The following is a 17,819-nucleotide window of genomic DNA, read 5'->3' on the forward strand; positions in this document are numbered from 1 at the left end:
TCAACCGTTCGGTATAATGTTTTCCGAGGCTACTTGCCGTTGCGCTCCAGCCGGTCGAGGAACCATTGGGTCAGGCGCACCCAGACCTCGTCCTTCTCGCCGGAGTCCTCGACGCCGTGGTCGAGGTTGGGATTGTCGTTGACCTCGATGACGAAGACACCCTCCTTGGTCTCCTTGAGGTCGACACCGTAGAGCCCGTCGCCGATGCAGCGCGCGGCGCGCACGGCGGTGTCGATGACATGGACCGGCGCATGCTTCAGCGTGAACGTCTTGATGCCGCCCTCGTCGGGCTTGCCGGCGCGGTCGTGGTTGACGATCTGCCAGTGTTTCTTGGCCATCAGATAGTGGATGGCAAACAGCGGCTGGCCGCCGAGCACGCCGACACGCCAGTCATACTGCGTCGGCATGAACTTCTGCGCGATCAACAGGTCGGAATCCTCGAGCCAGGCGGTTGCCAGCGCCTTCAGCTCGTCAAAGTTCGACGCCTTCTTGACGCCGCGCGAGAACGACGAATCGGGGATCTTCAGCACCAAGGGAAAGCCAAGCGTGTCGGCGGCGAGCTGCAGGTCCGAGACACCCGCAATCATCACCGTCGGCGGCACCGGCACGTTGTTGTAGGTCATCAGCTCGTTGAGATAGACCTTGTTGGTGCAGCGGATCATCGACAGCGGATCGTCGATGACAGGCATGCCCTCCTGCTGCGCCCGCCGGGCGAAGCGGTAGGTGTGGTTGGAAATCGAGGTCGTCTCACGGATCAACAGCGCATCGTAATTGGCGAGCTTGGCCAGGTCCTTTTTGGTGATCGGCTCGACCTCGACGCCCATCTTCTCGGCGATACGGGCCCAGTAGCGCAGCGACGATATCTCCGACGGCGGCAGCTGCTCGTTGGGGTCGATCAGCGTGGCGAAGGTGTAGCGCGACGGCGTGCGCGCCTTGGTGTCGCGCCACTCCCGGCTGGTATAGGTCTCGAGCGCCGCAACGAAGCGCTTCTTGTCGGCATCGTCGAGCCGGCCGAGTGCGGCAAAACCTATTCTGTGGATCGAGGCCCATTCGCCGTCCTTGATCGCCACCTCCAGCGCCGGCGCACGGAACCAGTCGAACAACAGCCTGCTGAAGCGATCCCAGGCCTTGGACGGGCCGATGCCGAAAAAGATCGTCACCTTGGCCGGAAACGAGCCGCCGAGATCCTTGCGGCACTTGTTCAGCGCCAGCTCCAGTTCGGGCAGCGCGTTTTCATAGAGCTTGCGTTCCGACAGGTCGATCATCGTCTCGACCGTCGGGATCACCTTGTGGCCGCGCGAGCCGGCCAGCAGCGAGGCGTAATAGCCCCGGCTCTGATAGGCATAACGGTTCGACAGGTTGATGATCTTCGGCCGCTGGCCGCGAAACAGCGCGGGGTGGGCGAGATAGTCGCGGTTGGTGATGATCTTGTGCGGCGTCGCCGTCTGGTCGAGATCGCTTTGGCGGCCGGTAAGAATGACCCAGGTCATCGTTTCGAAGGCTTTCCGAGAGTGATGGCGGCGCGCAGGCCGTCGCGGCCGAACTGCGCCATGCGCATGAAGATGTCGTAGGGGACGGGAATGTTGGCGGCGTCCGACGCCGTCTCGCGCTGCTCGTCCTCGATCCAGGGGTCATGGATCAGGATGTGGCCGCCATCGTCGCCGATGGCCAGCACCCAGTGCGGCACCTTCTTGCCGAACATCAGGAAGCCCGAGATCAGCACCAGCACCAGCTTGCCCTGAGCCAGCCTGGCCCTGATGTCGTCGAGCGCGAAGGGACGGTAGGTCACGGGGATGGCGTATTTCTCGGCGCGGGCGCGAAAATCGGCCTGGGCCAGCTCCATCACCCGACGCTTTTCGGCTGTTCGCACCGACTGCAGGAACAAGGCGCCTTCGGCCGAGACGAAGATCTCGGCGCCAAGCCCGGCCTCGTGCCCTGCCACCGCCAGCCCGAACGGCTCGCAGCCGCCCGGCCCCGACATCATGAAGATGGTGGTCGCCTCACGCCACAGCCTGACCTCCATCACCGGGTCGGGTACGAATGTGCGGTCGAAATTGGCCATCGCCATCATCAGGCAGCACGGGCCGCAGGTGAAATCACAGGTCTGGGCGTAGAACGGCACCCTGGTTGCCACCGGCACGTCGCCGCGCAGCGTCTTTTCGTAGCGAAGGGCCGCCATGCCGTCTTCGTAATAGTCGGGCTCGTGGCCGATCCGGCGGTAGCCGTTCTTTTCATAGAGGCCGATAGCGCGGGCATTGTCCTGGCGCACCTCGAGCCTCAGAAGCATGCGGCCATGCCCGTAGGCGACGTCTTCGGCAGCATCGAGCAGCAGGCGGCCGATGCCCTTGCCGCCGAAGTCGGGGGCGATGGCAAAGGAATAGAGCCGGGCGACGCCGCTGCCCTTACGACACCATGGCGTAGCCGACAAGACGGCCGCCACTTTCCGCAACCAGCGCCTCGGCGGTTTCGTGATCGATCAGCTGGCGGAAGGAGCGGCGCGAGATCCTGTCGCCCGGAAAGACAGCGTTCTCGATGGCGACGAGCGCATCGACATCTTCAGCGCGGGCCGTACGAATGTCGGCAGCCATCTGGTCCTGAGAACCTCGTCTGGGCAGGAGGAGCCCTGAAGGAATGACCTGCGAAGCGCTGGCGCGCGCCGCATTTGCCCTGCGCATTCACGCCTCGATTCGGGCCTTATTGTGTCATGGGCGGGGGCTGGTCGGGCATATGAATCTGATGGGGAGAATGGCGAAATCAGGTGGTGCCGGCACCCCCTGTTTCCCGATCTCGCCAACTGGTGATCGCCGTGTCGTGGTGGATGGATGAAGCCGTTGCCATCTCTCCCGGCTTGAACCTGATGGCGTGTGGCCACTCGACTGTCACGGCATGGCAGCTGGTGATCGCCATGTTGCGCATGTGGATGATCTGCAAAGCCGTTGCCGTCTCTCCCGGCTTCTCCTGATGGCATGTGGCCGTTCGACCGTCACGGCATGGATCCTAGGGTCTACGCAGTTCGCTGCGCTCCCTGCTTCGCCCTAGGATGACGAAGGCGCAGACGTTGTCGGCCAATCTCCGACGCTTGGCTCAAGGCTTCCGCCAACAGGAAACGTTGGCGATTGGCGGAGCGCTCCCGCACCTTCGTCATCCTGGGGCGGAGCAGGAGCGCAGCTCCGTCGCGGAGACCCCAGGATCCATGCCGTGACCTCCCAACGACCGCAGGCCATCAGGATCAGGCCGTCAGGATCAGGCCGTCAGGATCAGGCCGTCAGGATCAGGCCGTCAGGATCAGGCCATGACACTCAAGCCATTGCGCTCAAGAGAAACAAACACGACCAACGCCGACGCTCAAGTCCGCGCCTGCCCCGCCCCGGCGATCAATTGCTTGTAGGCGTTCCTGGCGACCGTTCCCATCTGCTCGGGCGGCAGCGTGCCGACGATGGCGCAGCCATAACCTTCATCCTGCCAGTAGACGGCCTCGGGGCCGCCACTCGCCAGGGTGAAGGTGCCCTTGCTCCGCTCGGTGCCTTCGGCCACGACATAGACCGAGATGCGGTTGCCGTCGGCGTCGGCATAAAGCATCAGCGCCGCGGTGGCGCCATCCGCCGGCACCAGGCGGCCGCCGAGCAGCGTGAAGCCGTCCTTGCTGAGATCGGGCGCCACCAGGGTGAGGCCAGTGCGTTTGGAGAGCCAGCCGGTCAGATAGGCCTGGTCGCTGCCGTCGACCTCGACCGGCCGGTTCTTGTCTGCGGCAAAGGTCTGGTGGGCGGCGATCGCCAATTGGGCCATGCGGTCGTCGGAATCGCCGCCGATGCCAAGGCCGTTCATGCCGGCAAGATAACCGCCGAGACCGCCTGCGATCAGCAATGAAGCTGCCGCCGCCATGCGCCACCACGGCGTCGCCTGCTTACGCCTGGGTCCCTCGCCATTGACCACAGCCTCCAGCCGCGCCGGCACCGGCTCCTCGAGCACGCCGGCAAACAAATTGCGCAAGGCGGCGTTGTCGGCAGCATAACGCAGGCTCCTCGCCTTCATGTCGGGATTGGCTTCCAGCCACATCTGGTAGGCGGCGCGCTCGTCCTCGGGCAGCTCGCCGTCGAGAGCCAGATGAATGTCACGGTCGGTGAAGCTGCGCGCGCTCATTTCTCGACGATCCTTATCGCCCGCCGGCGTGCCTGGTCGTCTAGCAGCCCGCGCAATTCCTCGCGGCCACGCGCGATGCGCGACATCAGCGTGCCGGCCGGCACGCCGAGCATGGTTGCGGCCTCGGCATAAGAAAAACCTTCGATCGCCACCATCACCAGTGCCGCGCGCCGGTCGGGGCTGATCTGCTGCAACGCGTCGACGATCTCGCGCGAGGCGACGCTCTCGGCCTGGATCGCCGGCGTTGCCAGCGCCTCGCTTGCCTCGAGCGGCAGGATCGCCGCTTCGCCGCGGCGGCTGACCTTGCGCATCTGGTCGATGAAGAGATGATGCATGATGGTAAACAGCCACCTCCTGGGGCTTTCTCCTGTTCGCCAGTTGTCCATGCGCAAAAGCGCGCGCTCGAGACTGTCCTGGACAAGATCGTCGGCGGAATCGCGGTCGCGCAGCAGCGCCCTGGCATAGCGGCGCAGGCGGGGGATTTCCTGAAGTATCGCTGCCTTCTTGTCGTCCATGAGCCGGGATCGCAAGCCGTCCTCTTCCACGCCGATTGAACGCGCCCAATTGAACGCGGCTTGTCGGCGCTGCGCAAGCACCCGGCCACGGCTTTCGCCACCCCGGCCACCCAAGCGCACAACTAACGAATGGCTGCGCCATTCTCTTCCCGACACATCAGAAATCTTGAACCATTTCCCTAGTTCAATTGATTTTGAACATCGCGGCGGATCGGGTAAAAACACTCCACTCACGGGAGACTTGACGATGACGGCAGCGGCGGTGAACACCAGGTCGGGGTCGAAAATACCCTGGCTCATCATCATTTGTGGCTGCCTGATCGCAGCGCTGACCTTTGGCCCGCGCTCGGCGATGGGCTTCTTCCAGCTGCCGATGCTTGCCGAAAAGGGCTGGGACCGCACCACCTTCGGCCTCGCCATGGCGATCCAGAACCTGTGCTGGGGCCTCGGCCAGCCGATCTTCGGCGCCATCGCCGACCGTTTCGGCAGCTGGCGCGTGCTGACGCTGGGTGCCGTGCTTTATGCGCTCGGCCTCTATCTGATGGCGCATGCCGACAGCGCCGGCATGCTGCATCTCGGCGGCGGCGTGCTCGTCGGCCTCGGTGTTGCAGCCGGCTCGTTCAGCATCGTGCTGGCCGCCTTCGCCCGCAACACCAACCCGCGGAACCGTTCGATCGTGTTCGGCATCGGCACCGCCGCCGGTTCCGCCGGCATGTTCATCTTCGCCCCGATCAGCCAGGGCCTGATCGACGCCTATGGCTGGTCCGACACGCTGGTCTACATGTCGCTCGCCATGCTGGTGATCCCGGTGCTGGCGATCCCGCTTGTCGGCAATTCGCGCTCCGGCAAGGTCTCGCAGGCCGAGATCGAACAGACGCTCGGTCAGGCGCTGTCGGAGGCCTTCGGCCACAAGAGCTATCTCCTTCTGGTCTCCGGCTTCTTCGTCTGCGGTTTCCAGGTCGCCTTCATCACCGCCCACTTCCCGGCCTATATCAGGGACATCGGCATCGATGCGCGTTATGCCGTGATCGCGCTGGCGCTGATCGGCTTCTTCAACGTCATCGGCTCGCTCGCCTCCGGCGTCATCGGCCAGAAATACTCCAAGCCGCATTTCCTCGCCTGGATCTATCTCGCCCGCTCGGCGCTGGTGACCGCCTTCCTGCTGCTGCCGCAGACGCCGACATCAGTCGTCGTCTTCGCCATCATCATGGGCCTGTTGTGGCTGTCGACGGTGCCGCCGACAAACGGCCTTGTCGCCATCATGTTCGGCACCCGCCATCTCGGCATGCTCGGCGGCATCGTCTTCTTCTCGCACCAGATCGGCTCGTTCCTCGGCGTCTGGCTCGGCGGCTATCTCTACGACCATTTCGGGTCCTACAACCCGGTCTGGTGGCTCGGTGTGATCCTTGGCCTCTTTGCCGCCGCCGTGCACTGGCCGATCAAGGAACGCCCGGTCGCCCGGCCGGCGGTGCTGGCCCCGGCGGAGTGATCTGCCTGCCGGCCTGGCGACCCGCGTCAGGCCAACTTGGCTAGGCAAGATCGGTCAGGCCAGATCGGTCCTGGAAAAGTTGTTGCCCTTGTAGAGCAGTCCGGCACCGAGCGAGATGGCGCAGGCATAGGCAAAACAGTCGCCGAAATTGAGGTCGGCCGGATGGCCTACCGCCTTGCCGTAGCGCATGCCGGCATCGATGGCGAGCGAACCGACATCGCTTGAGATCGCCATGTCCAGCGCCCCGATCTCGACAATGAAGTCATCGACCAGTTCACGCGCCCGCTCGACGAGGTCGGGCGTCGGCTTCCGTCCCGTAGGCTCGGCGGCAGCGCGAGCCAAGGCCATCACCGCCTCGAAGCGAACAAGTGGCGAAACATGAAAGGCGCTGGGCAGGTCGCCCAGCCGCTTGACCAGCTCTTCCCAGCCGGCTTCCTGGTTCAGTATGGCGACGATGACCGACGCATCGACGAACATCATTCGCCGTCCCACATCTCGTCGCTGAATTTCTTCATGTCGAAATCGCTGTTGGGCAGGCCGATGCCGGCAGCCCTGGCCTGCAATTTGGCCAACCGGTCGCGCAGCGGCACCTTGGCGCGGTTGCGCGCAAGTTCATGCAGAAGTGCTGTGCGCACCGCCTCAGTCTTGCTTACGGCACCCGAGACCGCCTGCAGCTCGGCAGCCAGGGCATCGACTTCATTGTCTCTGATGTAGAGCGGCATCTGAATATTCCTTGAAGATATTCAGATATCCCATTTTGCATATTCATTCAAGGTCACCACGCGACTGCCGGCCCTTACCGACAGTAGAAGCGCCGGCCGCCCTCGCCGATGAAGGTGTTGCTGCGGCGGTCGTAGCCGTAGCGCCGGTGGCACGGGCCGCTCCACTGGTCGCGCTGGCGATCCCGGGAATTCTGCTCGGCCACCGATCCGGCGACGATGGCGCCGACGGCCAGGCCGAGGATGCCAAGGCCGATGGCGGCTTCGGTGTCCTTGTCGCGCTTGTGGCGGTCGCGACGATCCTGCCTGTCGCGCCAGCGCTCGCATTGGCGGCGCTCGTAGCGGTCACGCGGCCAGTCGCAGTCGATGTCGTCATCGTCGTCCCAATAGCCGCCGCCGACCAGCAGCACCGGCGCGCTGCCGGTGAAGCTGCCGCCGGCCTGCGCCGGCAGGCTTGTGGGCAGGCTGCCGCCGGCCTGCGTCGGCAAGCTTGTGAGCAGGCTTGCGGCAATCGCGCAGGCCAGGATCCGTGACACGGACATGAGACATCCTTTCCGGGCATTGCCCGATCATCGAAAACAGGCCGATCGGGAGCTGGACCTGCCTTCGATGCGCTGGGACACCGTCGCCGGCGCGGCTCGCGTCCCCCTGGAGGACCGGGACGCTGGCCAGCACCTTGACGGGCAATCTCCTCCCGGGCGACGTGAGCGCCCGGAAAGTGCTGATCAGAAGCCGTAGTTCAGGCCGAGCTTGACGCTGTGGCTGGCGAGGTCTTCGCTGCGTTTTCCGCCGCCCTTGACCATCGCGTTGACGTCGCCATAGTTGACGTAGTTGTACTCGACACGCGCCCTGAGGCCGCCGTCGAAGGCCTGTTCGATACCGCCGCCGACGAGGTAGCCGCCTTCCCATTTGTCGTCTGATATGACGTTGCCCTTGCCCTTGAACTTGGCCATCGAGTAGCCGGCCGTGCCGTACACCAGCGTGCGGTCGAGGGCGACGCCGGCGCGGACCTTGGCCGCACCGTTCCAGGTGCGCTGCAATTCGGCGCCGCCGCCGAGATTGTATTTCGAACCCTTGGAGTAGCTGCCTTCGAGCTCGGCGCCATAGACCATCGAGCCGGACTGGAAGTTGGTCCCGACCTGGCCGCCGAGCTGCCAGCCGCTCTTGTCGGCAAACGGGTTCGGGAAGCCCGAGGAGGCCGAGCCGAGATGGACGCCGGCATAAGTGCCCGACCAGTCATAGGCCTGGTTGGAAAAGTCCTGCGGCGCCTCATAGTTCTGGGCGATATCAGCGGCCATTGCAGGCATGACGAAAGGCGCGAGGCCCGCGAATACGACGAAAAACAGATTTCGCGTGGACATGATAGATCTTGCTCCGACATTTGCGTGGGGCTGCGAAGCAAAGCCTCGCAGCCCGTTGACGGGGCCTCGACGCAGCGGCAACGGGGGGAGATCCCGCCGGCCAAGTCCCGTGCACCATATCATTGGTTGCGAGCGTAACCTCGGCCTTCTGCATTGCAGCAACATTGCATCGAATATAATAAAATCAACTATTTAGCGGTAACCTTTCGGTAATCTTCATTAAGCCTTTCTTAGGCTGACACGCGCGGACAGGCGGCGGCCCGGGATCAACCGAACCGCAGCTGAAGGCAACGCGTCGTGAAGATTGGCTCGCTGGAAGTGAGGCCGGCGCTGACACGCCGACCTCATCCAGCACATGTCAGCGCGCTGCCCGCGTCAGCAGGCGCTGGTAGAACAGGCCGATGCCGATCAACACGCCGCCCAGGCCGATGAAGGACAGCGCCCGCAGCACGCCCTCCAACTCGGACATGTCGAACAAAAAGACCTTGGCCACCGCGATCGAGATCAGCGCTGCCGAGGCGATGCGCAGGACCTGCGACTTCAGCGTCACCCCGGCGACAAGCAGACCGACGCCCATGACCAGCCACAGCGCCGAATAGCTGTAGGTCTCGACCTGGCCGAGCCCGGCCCACATGCCGATATGCTCGCCCTGGAACAGGCGCCGGACCGACAGCGTGGCATAGGCAAAGACCAGCAGGGCTGCGACCAGCGCCAGCATCGCCGAATACCAGTGCGGCCGCTTGTTGCGGGCATAGAGCGCGAGGCCGGCGGCGGCCGCCGCCGGCAGCAGATAGGCGAGGAACAGAAGGTTGAAGAAGACGATGGTGCCGGTGTTTTCGTTGGTGAACAGCGGATTGAGCACCAGGAAGTGCTGGCCGACGATCGACAGCACCGATACGACGCCGATGCCGAGCGAGCCGTAGCGCAGCACCGGGCTCGGCGAGCGCATGTCGAGCGCCACCAGCATCGCGCCACCGCCAAGCGCGATCAGCGTGTAGATCGCCTGTTCGGCCAGCGTCGGCACGTCGGAGGTGATGACGCCGCCATTCATCGCGTGACGCCCCAGCATCGCCAGCGTCAAAAGCGCAAACAATGCCGCCACCGCCTCCATCACCAGCCGCGGCCGGCCATTGGTTGTGCGCGCCAGCTGCCAGGCGGCAAAACCGAAGGCTGCCGCCGGGATGCCATAGCCCGGCAGGATCCAGTTGAACACAGGCGTCGTGCCCAGCACGTCGGCGCCGACGATGGTCGGGTCGAAGGCGATGCGCGCCAGCACTGCAACGGCCGCAGCCACGCTCAGCCAGCCGAGCACCGGATAGGAGCGCTCCCTGGTCGCCAGCGCCGGCAGTGCGGCGGCAGCGCCCAGCAGCGCCGTCGTCCAGCCCGAGCCGAAACCCATATGCAGGGCGAGCAGCAGCGCCACCCCTGCCCCGCCAAGGGCGAAGGACACGGCATGCCCGCCGGCCAGCGGCGGCTGCTCGCTGCGGGCGATCCATTCGCCGCCGGCAACGAAGGCGGCAACCATGGCAACGGCCAGAAGCGCGCGCAGGAGATCGCGGTCGGGATTGCCATAAGCGAGCCAGAGCGAGAACAGCACCGCCAGCGGCACGGCAACGCCCCAGCCGGCCCAGGACGCCGCACGCCAAGGCGCTGCTACGACCTCGCGCCGTGCGTTCCACAGGCCGGCCGCTGCAAAGACCAGCCCGAGCAGCCAGCCGATCGGCGTCAGCGACGAGCCGGCGACCTCGATCGGCAGCCCCTCGACGGTCAGCGCGCCGATCGGCAGGTCGAGGTCGAAGGTGCCGCCCAGCGCATTGCGCAGATAGACCAGCACTGCGGCGATGCCTGCGGCAAACAGCAAGGACAAAGCTTGCGGGCGATACAGCGCCACCGCCAGCATGCCGACCAGAAGGATGGTGCCGCGCAGCGGTCCGCCCAGCGAGGCATAGGTCGGGTGGATGAACAGCACGACGGCGGTCACGGCGACGAAAAAGGCCGGCACCATGGACGGCCAGTCGAGTGCCGATGGCTCCTCGTCGCGGCCGAGCCACACAAACGCAAGCGCGCCCAGCGTCACCGCGCTGATGAACAGCACGACGGCGAAGCTCGCCAGCGGGGCGTCGGCAAGATAGAGCAGCGTCCACAGGCCGGTGCCGATGAAGGCAGCGCCCATCAAAAGCGACCAGCGGCGGATGCGGGCAACGGCTGATGTCGCCACCAGGACGATGGCGAGATAGCCGAACAGCGCCCAGTAGCTCGGCGCCGTAGACGCCACCAGCACCGGCGTCACCATCGAGCCGAGAAGGCCGAGCCCGGCCAGCGCCTGGCCGTGGGCAAGGGCCGCGGCAATCGTCGCGACGCCGACGATGCCCAGAAGAACGAAGGCCGGGCCGGCACCGATGAAGCCGTAAATGCCATGCGCGGCATAGATGGTGCCGAACAGGGTGAAGGCGCCCGCCGCCGTCAGGATCGCAGGGATATAGGCATTGGAGCCATTCTGGATCGGCACGCGGTAGCCGGTGCGGCGGATGAATTCGCCGCCGCCGACAAGCACCAGTCCGAGCAGTGCTGCCATGCTCAAGCGCAGGCCGGGACCGAAGATGCCGGATTCGATGGAAACCTTGATCAGGAACACGGCGCCGAAGGCCAGCGCCAGGCCGCCGACCCACACCGCCCAGCGGGTGCCGAGCGTTGTTTCGATGTCGGGCGCAGTACGCGCGGCTGCCTGTGCCGGCGCGGCGCGAGCGGCCGCCCACGGCCCGGAAGCTGCCGCATCCGCCTCGACATTCGCCGCCACGGGAAGCTCTTCGGCAGGGGCTGTCTCCGGTATCGTTGCCGGCGCCGCTGCGGCGGGCTGTTCAGCCGCTGCCGGCGCTTCGGGCACCTCGCTCACCGTCTCGGCCGCGACCTCCGCCGGACTGACCTCCACCGGCTTGACCTCCGCCGGCTTGGCGACAGGCGCCGGTGCGGCGCCCGACAGCACCAGCGAGCGCAGCGCACCCAACTCGCGCTCGAGCAGGCCGAGCCGACTCTGCTGCTTCGAAATGATGATGAACAGCGCCACGATGGCGATGACGCCCAACAGGCTCTCAAGCATGGCCGTTCCCCCTCAGATTGGCCGGCTTACCGCGCCGCCAGATTGGCGACCGGAAAGATCGAACATGTTTCGGTGCCGAAGGCGAGCAGCTTGCCGTCCTTGTCCTTCAGCGTCGCTTCCGACACGGCAAGCGTGCGGCCCTTGTGGATCACCCTGCCCTCGCAGACCACTTCACCGGTTTTCGGCGTGATCGGCCGGGTCAGGTTCACCTTGAACTCGACAGTCGTGTAGGCCTCGCCCTTGTCCAGCGTGCTGTGCACGGCGCAGCCCAGCGCCGAATCGAGCAAGGTCGCGGCCCAGCCGCCATGCACCGTGCCGAGCGGGTTGAGATGGCGGTCGCCGGGCAGGCCACGAAACACCGCGCGGCCCGTTTCGACCTCGGTCAGGCCGAAATTCATCGCAGCCGCGATCGGCGGCGCGGGGTAGAGCCCGTCGACGACGCGCTGCAAAAGCTCGGTGCCGGAATGGAGATGCACGTCCTCATGCGGGATCGTGCCCAGGCCAAGCGGAGACACCAGGCCGGGGAACAGTTCGACTTCGCTCATGCGGCAGTGTCTCCATGGGAAATCGCGCCGGGCGAGATGGCTCGGGCGGCGTGGAATTTCCGCAGCGCCGTCAGAAGCCCGCCGCGCGCATCCGGCGGCTCTATGCCGCGCGGCTCGTAGACATGGCGGGCAAAGAAGAAGCTCGACAGCCGGAAGGCATCCTCGATGGCCTTGAGGTCGGCGCCCTGCCTCGCCCCGCGCTGCAGGAAATGTGGCAGCGGCAGCAACTTGTCGCGCCATGGCTCACCGGCGGCGCGCGACACGGCGCGGCCCGACTTCGGCGAGACATAGGTCAGCTCCTCGAGCGCGCCGGTGGCGGCGCATTCGGTGAGATCGAGGCCGAAGCCGAGCTCGTCGAGCACCAGCAGCTCGAAGCGCACCACGAGTTCGCCGACGGCGTCGGCATCGTTCAGATGTTCGATCAGGATCGCCAGCGTCTCGTAGAGGCCGGCATGCGGGTCGCGCTCGGGCAGCAGCCGGAGATGGGCGGCGAGTGTCTGCAGCGCATAGACGGCAACCGCGCTGTCGATCAGCCTGGCTGCATTGAGCTCGATCGGCTCGGCCTGGAAGGTGCCGAGATGTTCGTCGAGGCGGGCGCGCCAGATCAGCTCGACGCGGTTGCCGGCCTGCAGCACCGGCTGCTGCTTGCGCGAGCGGCCGCCGCGCACCAGGCCGAGATGCCGGCCATGGGCGCGCGTCATCACCTCCAGCACGGCGGAGGTTTCGCCATGCCTGCGGGTGCCGAGGATGATTCCTTCGTCGCGCCACTCCATGGCCGGACCATCAGCCGGTTGGGCGACGAAATCAAGAACTATGGCTGGCCAAGACGGTTGGCCGGAACCAGGCCCGGCGGCTCAGCGCTCGGGCAGCGGCGGGATCAGTGCCAGCAGCAGCAACGCGCCCAACACCAGTGCCGCTGCGGCGAGCGCCAGCGGCAACAGGCCAAGCGTGATGAAGGGCGCGACGACTGCCGTGCCGGCCGCCGTCGTGCCGAGGATGGCGACAACCACGAGGGCTGCGCCGCGGGCATCGTCACCATGCGCGGCAACCACCGCGCGGTGGAAGCCGGGCGGACCACGGAAGCCGAGGCCGAAGTTGAACGGCACGAACAGTGCGGTCACCACCAGCGTGCTCGCCCCGCCGATCAGCGCATAGGCGAGCATCGCCACGCCGCCGAGGGCGGAAAGTGCAGTGCCGAACCAGATCATCCGTTCGGCGCCGAAACGCGCCGTCAGCCTGCCGGTGGCATTGGCGGCAACGATGAAGGTGGCGATACCGGTCAGCTGCATGGCGATGAAATCGCTGAGCCCTGCGCCAAGGGCCGCGACGAACACCGTCGGTGCGGCAAAGACGATGACCAGCAGCGCGCCGAGCGTGAAGGCATGGCTCACCGCATAGCGCAGGAAGGTGGCGTTGCGCAGCAGATGGGCATAGCCGCCGCTGCGGCGGCCGCTGACGACAGCGGGCAGGTGCCGCCCAAGCGTGGCGACGGCCGCGGCAAGCAGCAGCGCGAGTGCGGCGATGACCTCGAACGAGGCATTCCAGCCGGCGACCGACAACAGCCAGACACCGGCTACCGGCGCCAAGGCAGGGGTCAGCGATTCGATGCTTCCGAGCAGGCCGAGCTTGCCTATGGCGCGCTCGTCGCCATAGAGCGCGCGGATCATGCCCGGTGCGAACACCGCCGCGGCCGATCCCGCCGCCCCTTGCAGGAAGCGCAGGCCGATCAGCATGTCGAGCGAGGTGCTGAAGCCGGCCAGCGCCGAGACCAGGCCATAGGCGACAAGCGAGCCGACCAGCAAGCGGCGCTGGTCATAACGCGCGCCGAGCGTGCCGAAGGCCAGCAGGCCAACTGCAGCGCCGGTGACGAAGGCCGCCAGCACGAATTGCGCCTGGGCATAGGTGCCGCCCAGCACCTCGGGCAAGCCAGGCACGGCCGGCAGCACGAGGTCGGTGCCGGCGATGCCGAGCACGGTGCTTGTCACGATGAGCGCAAAGGCGATGCCTGCATGGCCGCCATGCTTGCCGGTTGTCATTGTCTTGCCTGTTCTTGTCTTGGCCCAGCCTTGACCTTGGACCGATCCCGGTCTTGGGCCAGTCCTGGATCGAGGGCTTTTTCGGGACGGCGTCAGTGCCCCAGGACAGGCCACGGGTCAAGCAAAGCCGGTTGGTCCAGCTTGCTGGCGAAAGCCGTTCGAGCCTTACGGGCAGTCGCTGTCGCGGACAAAACGCGCCTTGACCCAGCCCTTGGTGGTGCGGTCGCCATTGTAATGGGTGACCGGGCACCAGCGGCTCGCCCAAGGGGCGCTCGCCGGCCGGCAGGCGGCGTCGAGATGGATGATGCCGTGCGTCTCAGGCGGCAGCACGTCGACGATGCGGGCATTGGCCGAGGGCCGCGCCCGCATGTTGAGCGCATCATTGCCAGCGACATTGACCACCACAAGGCAGCCCGGCCCTGAGGTCGCCATCACAGGCGTGGCGATGGTCAGCGTCAGCAGTGCTGCCAGAAATGCTCTCCGCATGTTGGTCCTCGCTTGCTCCCGGCCGATGACGCCGGCGCGTGAGCTTAGCCCGACGACTGAGCTGCGCCAAGGCGGCCGCCGCCGATCAAGCGGCGGCCGCCCCCCTGCCAGGCAAAGCATGTCAGGCGAAGCGTGGTCGCATCACCCGCGTTCCGGCCCAGTCGAGCACGAGCATCACCAAAAGCGAGATGCCGACGAGCGGAAAGGCGATGCCGCCCAAGGCAAGGATGGCGATCAGACCGCGGAACACTCTCGTGTCCTCAGGCAGCGGCGGCACGCCGAGCGAGCCGGACGGACGGCGCTTCCACCACATCACCCCGGCAGACACCGCAAGCAGCACGATGCCAAGGCAGGCGGCGAGCAGCACGAGCTGGGTGACCAGCCCGAACTCCTGGCCCATATGCACCGAGATGCCCCACTCCATCCATTTGCCGCCGAGGCCGTAATCGGCAAAGCCCATATCGATCAGCGGCTCGCCGCTATACTGGTCGAGATGGATCACCCGCTGCTGGCTGGCAGCATCCGGATAGACCGAGCCGGTGTAGACGCCGGCCGGCTTTCCTGGGATCGCCACCGTATAGCCGCGATGCAGCCCCAGCCTGTCGAAGGTCTCGACAGCCTTGTTCAGCCCGATCGGCGTGCCCGCGGCAGCAGACGATTCCGGCAGCCTGGCCTGCTCCAGCGACCACGACGTCTTGGCGACATGGTCGAGATGTTCGCCCGACATCGGCACGTCGACGCGCACGCCCGAGGGGTAGCCAAAATTGCTGCCATTGGCCCATTCATTGACCTTTTCGCCCCAGACACCCGACCAGGGCATGCCTGTTATCGCCAGGAAGACGATGAAGACGCCTGCGAACAGGCCGGTCACCGCATGCAGGTCGCGCCAGAACATGCGGTTCCTGGGCTTGCCGCGCACCGAAACGACGCCGCCCTTCTTGCCGCGCGGCCACCACAGATAGATGCCGGTGCCGACAAGCAGGATCGACCAGCCGCCGGCAAGTTCGATCACCATGCGTGCGCCGTCGCCGAAATATTTCAGGCTGTGCAGGTAGCGGATGGTCCACATGATGGTGCCGCGATCGGGCAAGGCGCCCAGCACCGACCCGTCATAAGGGTTCACATAGACGGCGAGCTTGCCGAAATCGGCTGATGCGACAGTGATTTCGGCCGAACTCCCAGGCGTTGCCGGGTCGAGATATTTCACCGCCGTGCCGGGATAGTTGGCAAGGGCTGCGTCGACCATGACCTCGGGCGTGACCTTGGTCTGCGCGACGGTCACGCGCTTGAGGTCGGAGTAGACTGACGTGTCGATCTCGTCCTTGAACAGATAGAGCGCGCCAGTGACGGCGAGCGTGATCATGAAGGGCAGCACCATCAGCCCGGCATAGAAGTGCCAGCGCCAGACGGCGCGGTAAAGGTTGGACGCGGAGCGCGCGACGGCGTTCTCCCGTCCGAGGGTCATATCGGACATTGTTGTCTCCATAGCGTGGAAGCACGGGCCTATCGGCCCGCAGGGTTCGACGTCAGACGGAGACAGACGGAGGCGCCCTCGCCTCGGCGATCAGGCCGCGTTGGCCCTGGGGCGCAGGCTGCCCAGGTTCGGCAACGACAGTGCCGGAGGCTTCGGGCCGTTCGAGAATGAAGGCAAGCTGCTCGCCCGGCAGGCCGGGCGTCGTCGCAACCGCAAGCTGGCAGAGCGTGCCGCAGGGACAGTCGGCCGGGCTGCGGGCGGGCCTGGTGTCGCCGCCGGCCGGGCCCATGCCGTCCATGGTGCAGATGACGCCGAGCGGGTCGGCGGCGGACGCGGCCATGGCGCCGGAAGCAGCGCCCGAAAGCAGCGCCTGGAACAGCAGCATGAAGGCGATCATGCCGGCGATGACGCCAGCCGACAGCCTGTCCCGCAAGATGAGCCGCATCCCCTTCATGTCAGCGCCATGCCACAGTGCCGCCGCAAAGTCACTGCGGCACGAGCGCTTGATGCGACAGCCGTGTCAGATCTGCAATGTCACGTCGGCCGTGGCCTTGTCAGCCATGGCGCGGCCATTGCTGGTGCAGCGTATCGATGACGAAACCATGGGCATGGCGGTGGCCGAAGCGGTGTCCGCCCTCGGCCCAGTGCGGGTCGTCGTCGGAAAGATCGTGATGGTGATGGTCGACGATTTCGGGGTCCGATGACGGCCACAGCGCCAGGGCAGTGGCGACCGCAGCAGCCGTGATGCCGGCCATGATGACGAAGGTCATGGGCAGGCCGACCGAGACGCCGAGCCAGCCGGCCAGCGGATAGGTGATGAGCCAGCAGGCATGCGACAGCGCGAACTGCGCGGCAAACAGCGCCGGCCTGTCCTCGGCGTGCGACGAGCGCCGGAGCAGCCGGCCCGCCGGCGTCTGCGCCATCGAATAGCCGAGGCCGAGCAGGAACCACAGCGGCAAGAGCGCGGCAAAACCCTGCACCAGCGTGCCGGAAACAAGCCCGACAGCCAAAAGGGAAATGCCCGCCAGCATGATCGAGCGGTCCGGCACCTTGTCGAGGATTCTGGGCAGCATCAGCGCCGCCGTCATCGAGCCGGCGCCATAGGCGGCGAGCGCCACTGCGGTCGCCTTCTGCGTCAGGCCATACTCGCCCTGCACGATGACGACGGTGTTGACGATCACCATCGCGCCCGACGCCGCCACCGCCATGCTCACCGCCAGCAGGCCCTGCAGCCGCGGCGTCGCCAGATAGATCTTCAGGCCCCTGGTGGTGCGCTCATAGATGCCGCGCGGCACAGACGGTTTCGGGCTCGGCAGCGTCACCGAGACGACAAGTGCTGCGGAGGCGAGGAAACCGATGACCGTGCCGGCAAACAGCTCGTGGAAGCTGACCACCGTCAGCAGTGCCGCAGCCAGTATGGGGCTGACGAGGCTCTCCAGATCATAGGCAAGCCGGGTCAGGGACAGCGCTCGCGTATAGTCCTTCTCCTCGGGCAACACGTCGGGGATGGTCGCCTGGAATGCCGGGGTGAAGCCGGCGGAGGCCGACTGCAGCACGAAGATCAGCACATAGACCTGCCAGACCTCGGTGACGAAGGGCAGAAGCAGCACCACCGCCGCGCGCACAAGATCGAGGCAGACAAGCATCGAACGCCTGGGCAGCCGCTCGGCGAAGGCTGCGGCAACGGGTGCGACGAGGACGAAGGCGATCATCTTGATCGCCAGCGCGGTGCCGAGAACGACACCCGCATCGGGTCCGGCCAGCTCATAGGCCAAAAGCCCGAGCGCCACGGTGGCGAGGCCGGTGCCGAGCAGCGCAATCAGCTGTGCGGCAAACAGGTGCCGGTAGGTTCGGTTGGACAGGATCTGAAGCATGGTCGGGCTCTGGCGGTATCAGGCGGCCCAAGGGCCAGTCAGTTCTTCGGCATCGGGCGCGGCCGCAGAACGGCCGGCGTGGC

The 17,819-nt window shown here is 66.0% G+C and carries 17 protein-coding genes and 1 pseudogene; 2 read left to right on the plus strand and 16 right to left on the minus strand.

Annotated features, from left to right (window positions below):
* Window positions 1–29: 29 nt before the first annotated feature.
* Complete coding sequence (locus N7E70_RS22825) at window positions 30–1,490, minus strand: RimK family protein (RefSeq protein WP_154385054.1); 1,461 nt, start codon at window positions 1,488–1,490, stop codon at window positions 30–32.
* Window positions 1,487–2,588: pseudogene (locus tag N7E70_RS22830) on the minus strand (peptidase C39 family protein). The gene N7E70_RS22825 and the pseudogene N7E70_RS22830 overlap by 4 nt, the downstream one beginning before the upstream one ends.
* A 173-nt stretch (window positions 2,589–2,761) precedes the next feature.
* Between N7E70_RS22830 and N7E70_RS22835 the strand changes: the two are divergent.
* A complete protein-coding gene (locus tag N7E70_RS22835; RefSeq protein ID WP_263007726.1) occupies window positions 2,762–2,962 on the plus strand; it encodes a hypothetical protein in 201 nt (66 codons plus the stop codon).
* A 383-nt stretch (window positions 2,963–3,345) separates the two neighbouring features.
* On the opposite strand, the gene N7E70_RS22840 is transcribed toward N7E70_RS22835, so the two are convergent.
* Together N7E70_RS22840 and N7E70_RS22845 are read right to left on the minus strand one after the other, a co-directional pair.
* Entirely contained in the window at window positions 3,346–4,140 is a 795-nt protein-coding gene (locus tag N7E70_RS22840; protein WP_154385051.1) for an anti-sigma factor family protein, read from the minus strand.
* Window positions 4,137–4,655 carry a sigma-70 family RNA polymerase sigma factor gene (locus N7E70_RS22845; protein ID WP_154385050.1) on the minus strand — a complete coding sequence of 173 codons (519 nt, stop codon included), beginning with the start codon at window positions 4,653–4,655 and terminating at the stop codon, window positions 4,137–4,139. Before N7E70_RS22845 ends, N7E70_RS22840 begins: the two co-directional genes overlap by 4 nt.
* Before the next feature lie 247 nt (window positions 4,656–4,902).
* Between N7E70_RS22845 and N7E70_RS22850 the strand changes: the two genes are divergently transcribed.
* Window positions 4,903–6,144 carry an MFS transporter gene (locus N7E70_RS22850; RefSeq protein ID WP_371818588.1) on the plus strand — a complete coding sequence of 414 codons (1,242 nt, stop codon included), beginning with the start codon at window positions 4,903–4,905 and terminating at the stop codon, window positions 6,142–6,144.
* Window positions 6,145–6,198: 54 nt separating this feature from the next.
* Here N7E70_RS22850 and N7E70_RS22855 read toward each other — a convergent pair whose 3' ends face one another.
* The 12 genes from N7E70_RS22855 to N7E70_RS22910 form a co-directional block, all read right to left on the minus strand.
* On the minus strand, window positions 6,199–6,624 hold the full coding sequence (locus N7E70_RS22855; protein WP_263007728.1) for a type II toxin-antitoxin system VapC family toxin: 426 nt from the start codon (window positions 6,622–6,624) through the stop codon (window positions 6,199–6,201).
* Window positions 6,621–6,866 (minus strand): type II toxin-antitoxin system VapB family antitoxin, encoded by a 246-nt coding sequence (locus N7E70_RS22860; protein ID WP_154385048.1) that lies wholly within the window; start codon window positions 6,864–6,866, stop codon window positions 6,621–6,623. The genes N7E70_RS22855 and N7E70_RS22860 overlap by 4 nt, the downstream gene beginning before the upstream one ends.
* 74 nt (window positions 6,867–6,940) lie before the next feature.
* The gene (locus N7E70_RS22865) at window positions 6,941–7,405 is read right to left on the minus strand and encodes a hypothetical protein (RefSeq protein ID WP_263007729.1); all 465 of its coding nucleotides are present in this window, start codon (window positions 7,403–7,405) and stop codon (window positions 6,941–6,943) included.
* Between the two features lie 183 nt (window positions 7,406–7,588).
* A complete protein-coding gene (locus N7E70_RS22870) occupies window positions 7,589–8,224 on the minus strand; it encodes an outer membrane protein (RefSeq protein WP_263007730.1) in 636 nt (211 codons plus the stop codon).
* Between the two features lie 358 nt (window positions 8,225–8,582).
* Window positions 8,583–11,321: a DUF2339 domain-containing protein gene (locus N7E70_RS22875; RefSeq protein WP_263007731.1), complete on the minus strand. Its 2,739-nt coding sequence runs from the start codon at window positions 11,319–11,321 to the stop codon at window positions 8,583–8,585.
* A gap of 26 nt (window positions 11,322–11,347) precedes the next feature.
* On the minus strand, window positions 11,348–11,866 hold the full coding sequence (locus N7E70_RS22880; RefSeq protein ID WP_067964183.1) for a PaaI family thioesterase: 519 nt from the start codon (window positions 11,864–11,866) through the stop codon (window positions 11,348–11,350).
* Window positions 11,863–12,639 carry a DNA repair protein RecO gene (recO, locus tag N7E70_RS22885; protein WP_192317756.1) on the minus strand — a complete coding sequence of 259 codons (777 nt, stop codon included), beginning with the start codon at window positions 12,637–12,639 and terminating at the stop codon, window positions 11,863–11,865. Before recO ends, N7E70_RS22880 begins: the two co-directional genes overlap by 4 nt.
* Before the next feature lie 81 nt (window positions 12,640–12,720).
* Window positions 12,721–13,902 carry an MFS transporter gene (locus N7E70_RS22890; protein WP_067964187.1) on the minus strand — a complete coding sequence of 394 codons (1,182 nt, stop codon included), beginning with the start codon at window positions 13,900–13,902 and terminating at the stop codon, window positions 12,721–12,723.
* A 165-nt stretch (window positions 13,903–14,067) separates the two neighbouring features.
* Window positions 14,068–14,388 (minus strand): SH3 domain-containing protein, encoded by a 321-nt coding sequence (locus N7E70_RS22895; protein ID WP_154385042.1) that lies wholly within the window; start codon window positions 14,386–14,388, stop codon window positions 14,068–14,070.
* A 121-nt stretch (window positions 14,389–14,509) separates the two neighbouring features.
* Entirely contained in the window at window positions 14,510–15,862 is a 1,353-nt protein-coding gene (locus tag N7E70_RS22900; protein WP_263007732.1) for a PepSY-associated TM helix domain-containing protein, read from the minus strand.
* 52 nt (window positions 15,863–15,914) lie between these two features.
* Window positions 15,915–16,295, minus strand: a complete 381-nt coding sequence (locus N7E70_RS22905; RefSeq protein WP_269441417.1) for a DUF2946 family protein — start codon at window positions 16,293–16,295, stop codon at window positions 15,915–15,917.
* Window positions 16,296–16,416: 121 nt separating this feature from the next.
* Complete coding sequence (locus N7E70_RS22910) at window positions 16,417–17,736, minus strand: MFS transporter (protein ID WP_263007734.1); 1,320 nt, start codon at window positions 17,734–17,736, stop codon at window positions 16,417–16,419.
* Between the last annotated feature and the right edge of the window lie 83 nt (window positions 17,737–17,819).

The organism is Aminobacter sp. NyZ550 (genome assembly GCF_025628925.2).
Classification (GTDB): Bacteria; Pseudomonadota; Alphaproteobacteria; order Rhizobiales; family Rhizobiaceae; genus Aminobacter; species Aminobacter ciceronei.

Coding starts and splice junctions, on each gene's coding strand:
- N7E70_RS22825 (WP_154385054.1), bottom strand. CDS start 1,490: ATGACCTGGGTCATTCTTACCGGCCGCCAAAGCGATCTCGACCAGACG.
- N7E70_RS22840 (WP_154385051.1), bottom strand. CDS start 4,140: ATGAGCGCGCGCAGCTTCACCGACCGTGACATTCATCTGGCTCTCGAC.
- N7E70_RS22845 (WP_154385050.1), bottom strand. CDS start 4,655: ATGGACGACAAGAAGGCAGCGATACTTCAGGAAATCCCCCGCCTGCGC.
- N7E70_RS22850 (WP_371818588.1), top strand. CDS start 4,903: ATGACGGCAGCGGCGGTGAACACCAGGTCGGGGTCGAAAATACCCTGG.
- N7E70_RS22855 (WP_263007728.1), bottom strand. CDS start 6,624: ATGATGTTCGTCGATGCGTCGGTCATCGTCGCCATACTGAACCAGGAA.
- N7E70_RS22860 (WP_154385048.1), bottom strand. CDS start 6,866: ATGCCGCTCTACATCAGAGACAATGAAGTCGATGCCCTGGCTGCCGAG.
- N7E70_RS22865 (WP_263007729.1), bottom strand. CDS start 7,405: ATGTCCGTGTCACGGATCCTGGCCTGCGCGATTGCCGCAAGCCTGCTC.
- N7E70_RS22870 (WP_263007730.1), bottom strand. CDS start 8,224: ATGTCCACGCGAAATCTGTTTTTCGTCGTATTCGCGGGCCTCGCGCCT.
- N7E70_RS22875 (WP_263007731.1), bottom strand. CDS start 11,321: ATGCTTGAGAGCCTGTTGGGCGTCATCGCCATCGTGGCGCTGTTCATC.
- N7E70_RS22880 (WP_067964183.1), bottom strand. CDS start 11,866: ATGAGCGAAGTCGAACTGTTCCCCGGCCTGGTGTCTCCGCTTGGCCTG.
- recO (WP_192317756.1), bottom strand. CDS start 12,639: ATGGAGTGGCGCGACGAAGGAATCATCCTCGGCACCCGCAGGCATGGC.
- N7E70_RS22890 (WP_067964187.1), bottom strand. CDS start 13,902: ATGACAACCGGCAAGCATGGCGGCCATGCAGGCATCGCCTTTGCGCTC.
- N7E70_RS22895 (WP_154385042.1), bottom strand. CDS start 14,388: ATGCGGAGAGCATTTCTGGCAGCACTGCTGACGCTGACCATCGCCACG.
- N7E70_RS22900 (WP_263007732.1), bottom strand. CDS start 15,862: ATGTCCGATATGACCCTCGGACGGGAGAACGCCGTCGCGCGCTCCGCG.
- N7E70_RS22910 (WP_263007734.1), bottom strand. CDS start 17,736: ATGCTTCAGATCCTGTCCAACCGAACCTACCGGCACCTGTTTGCCGCA.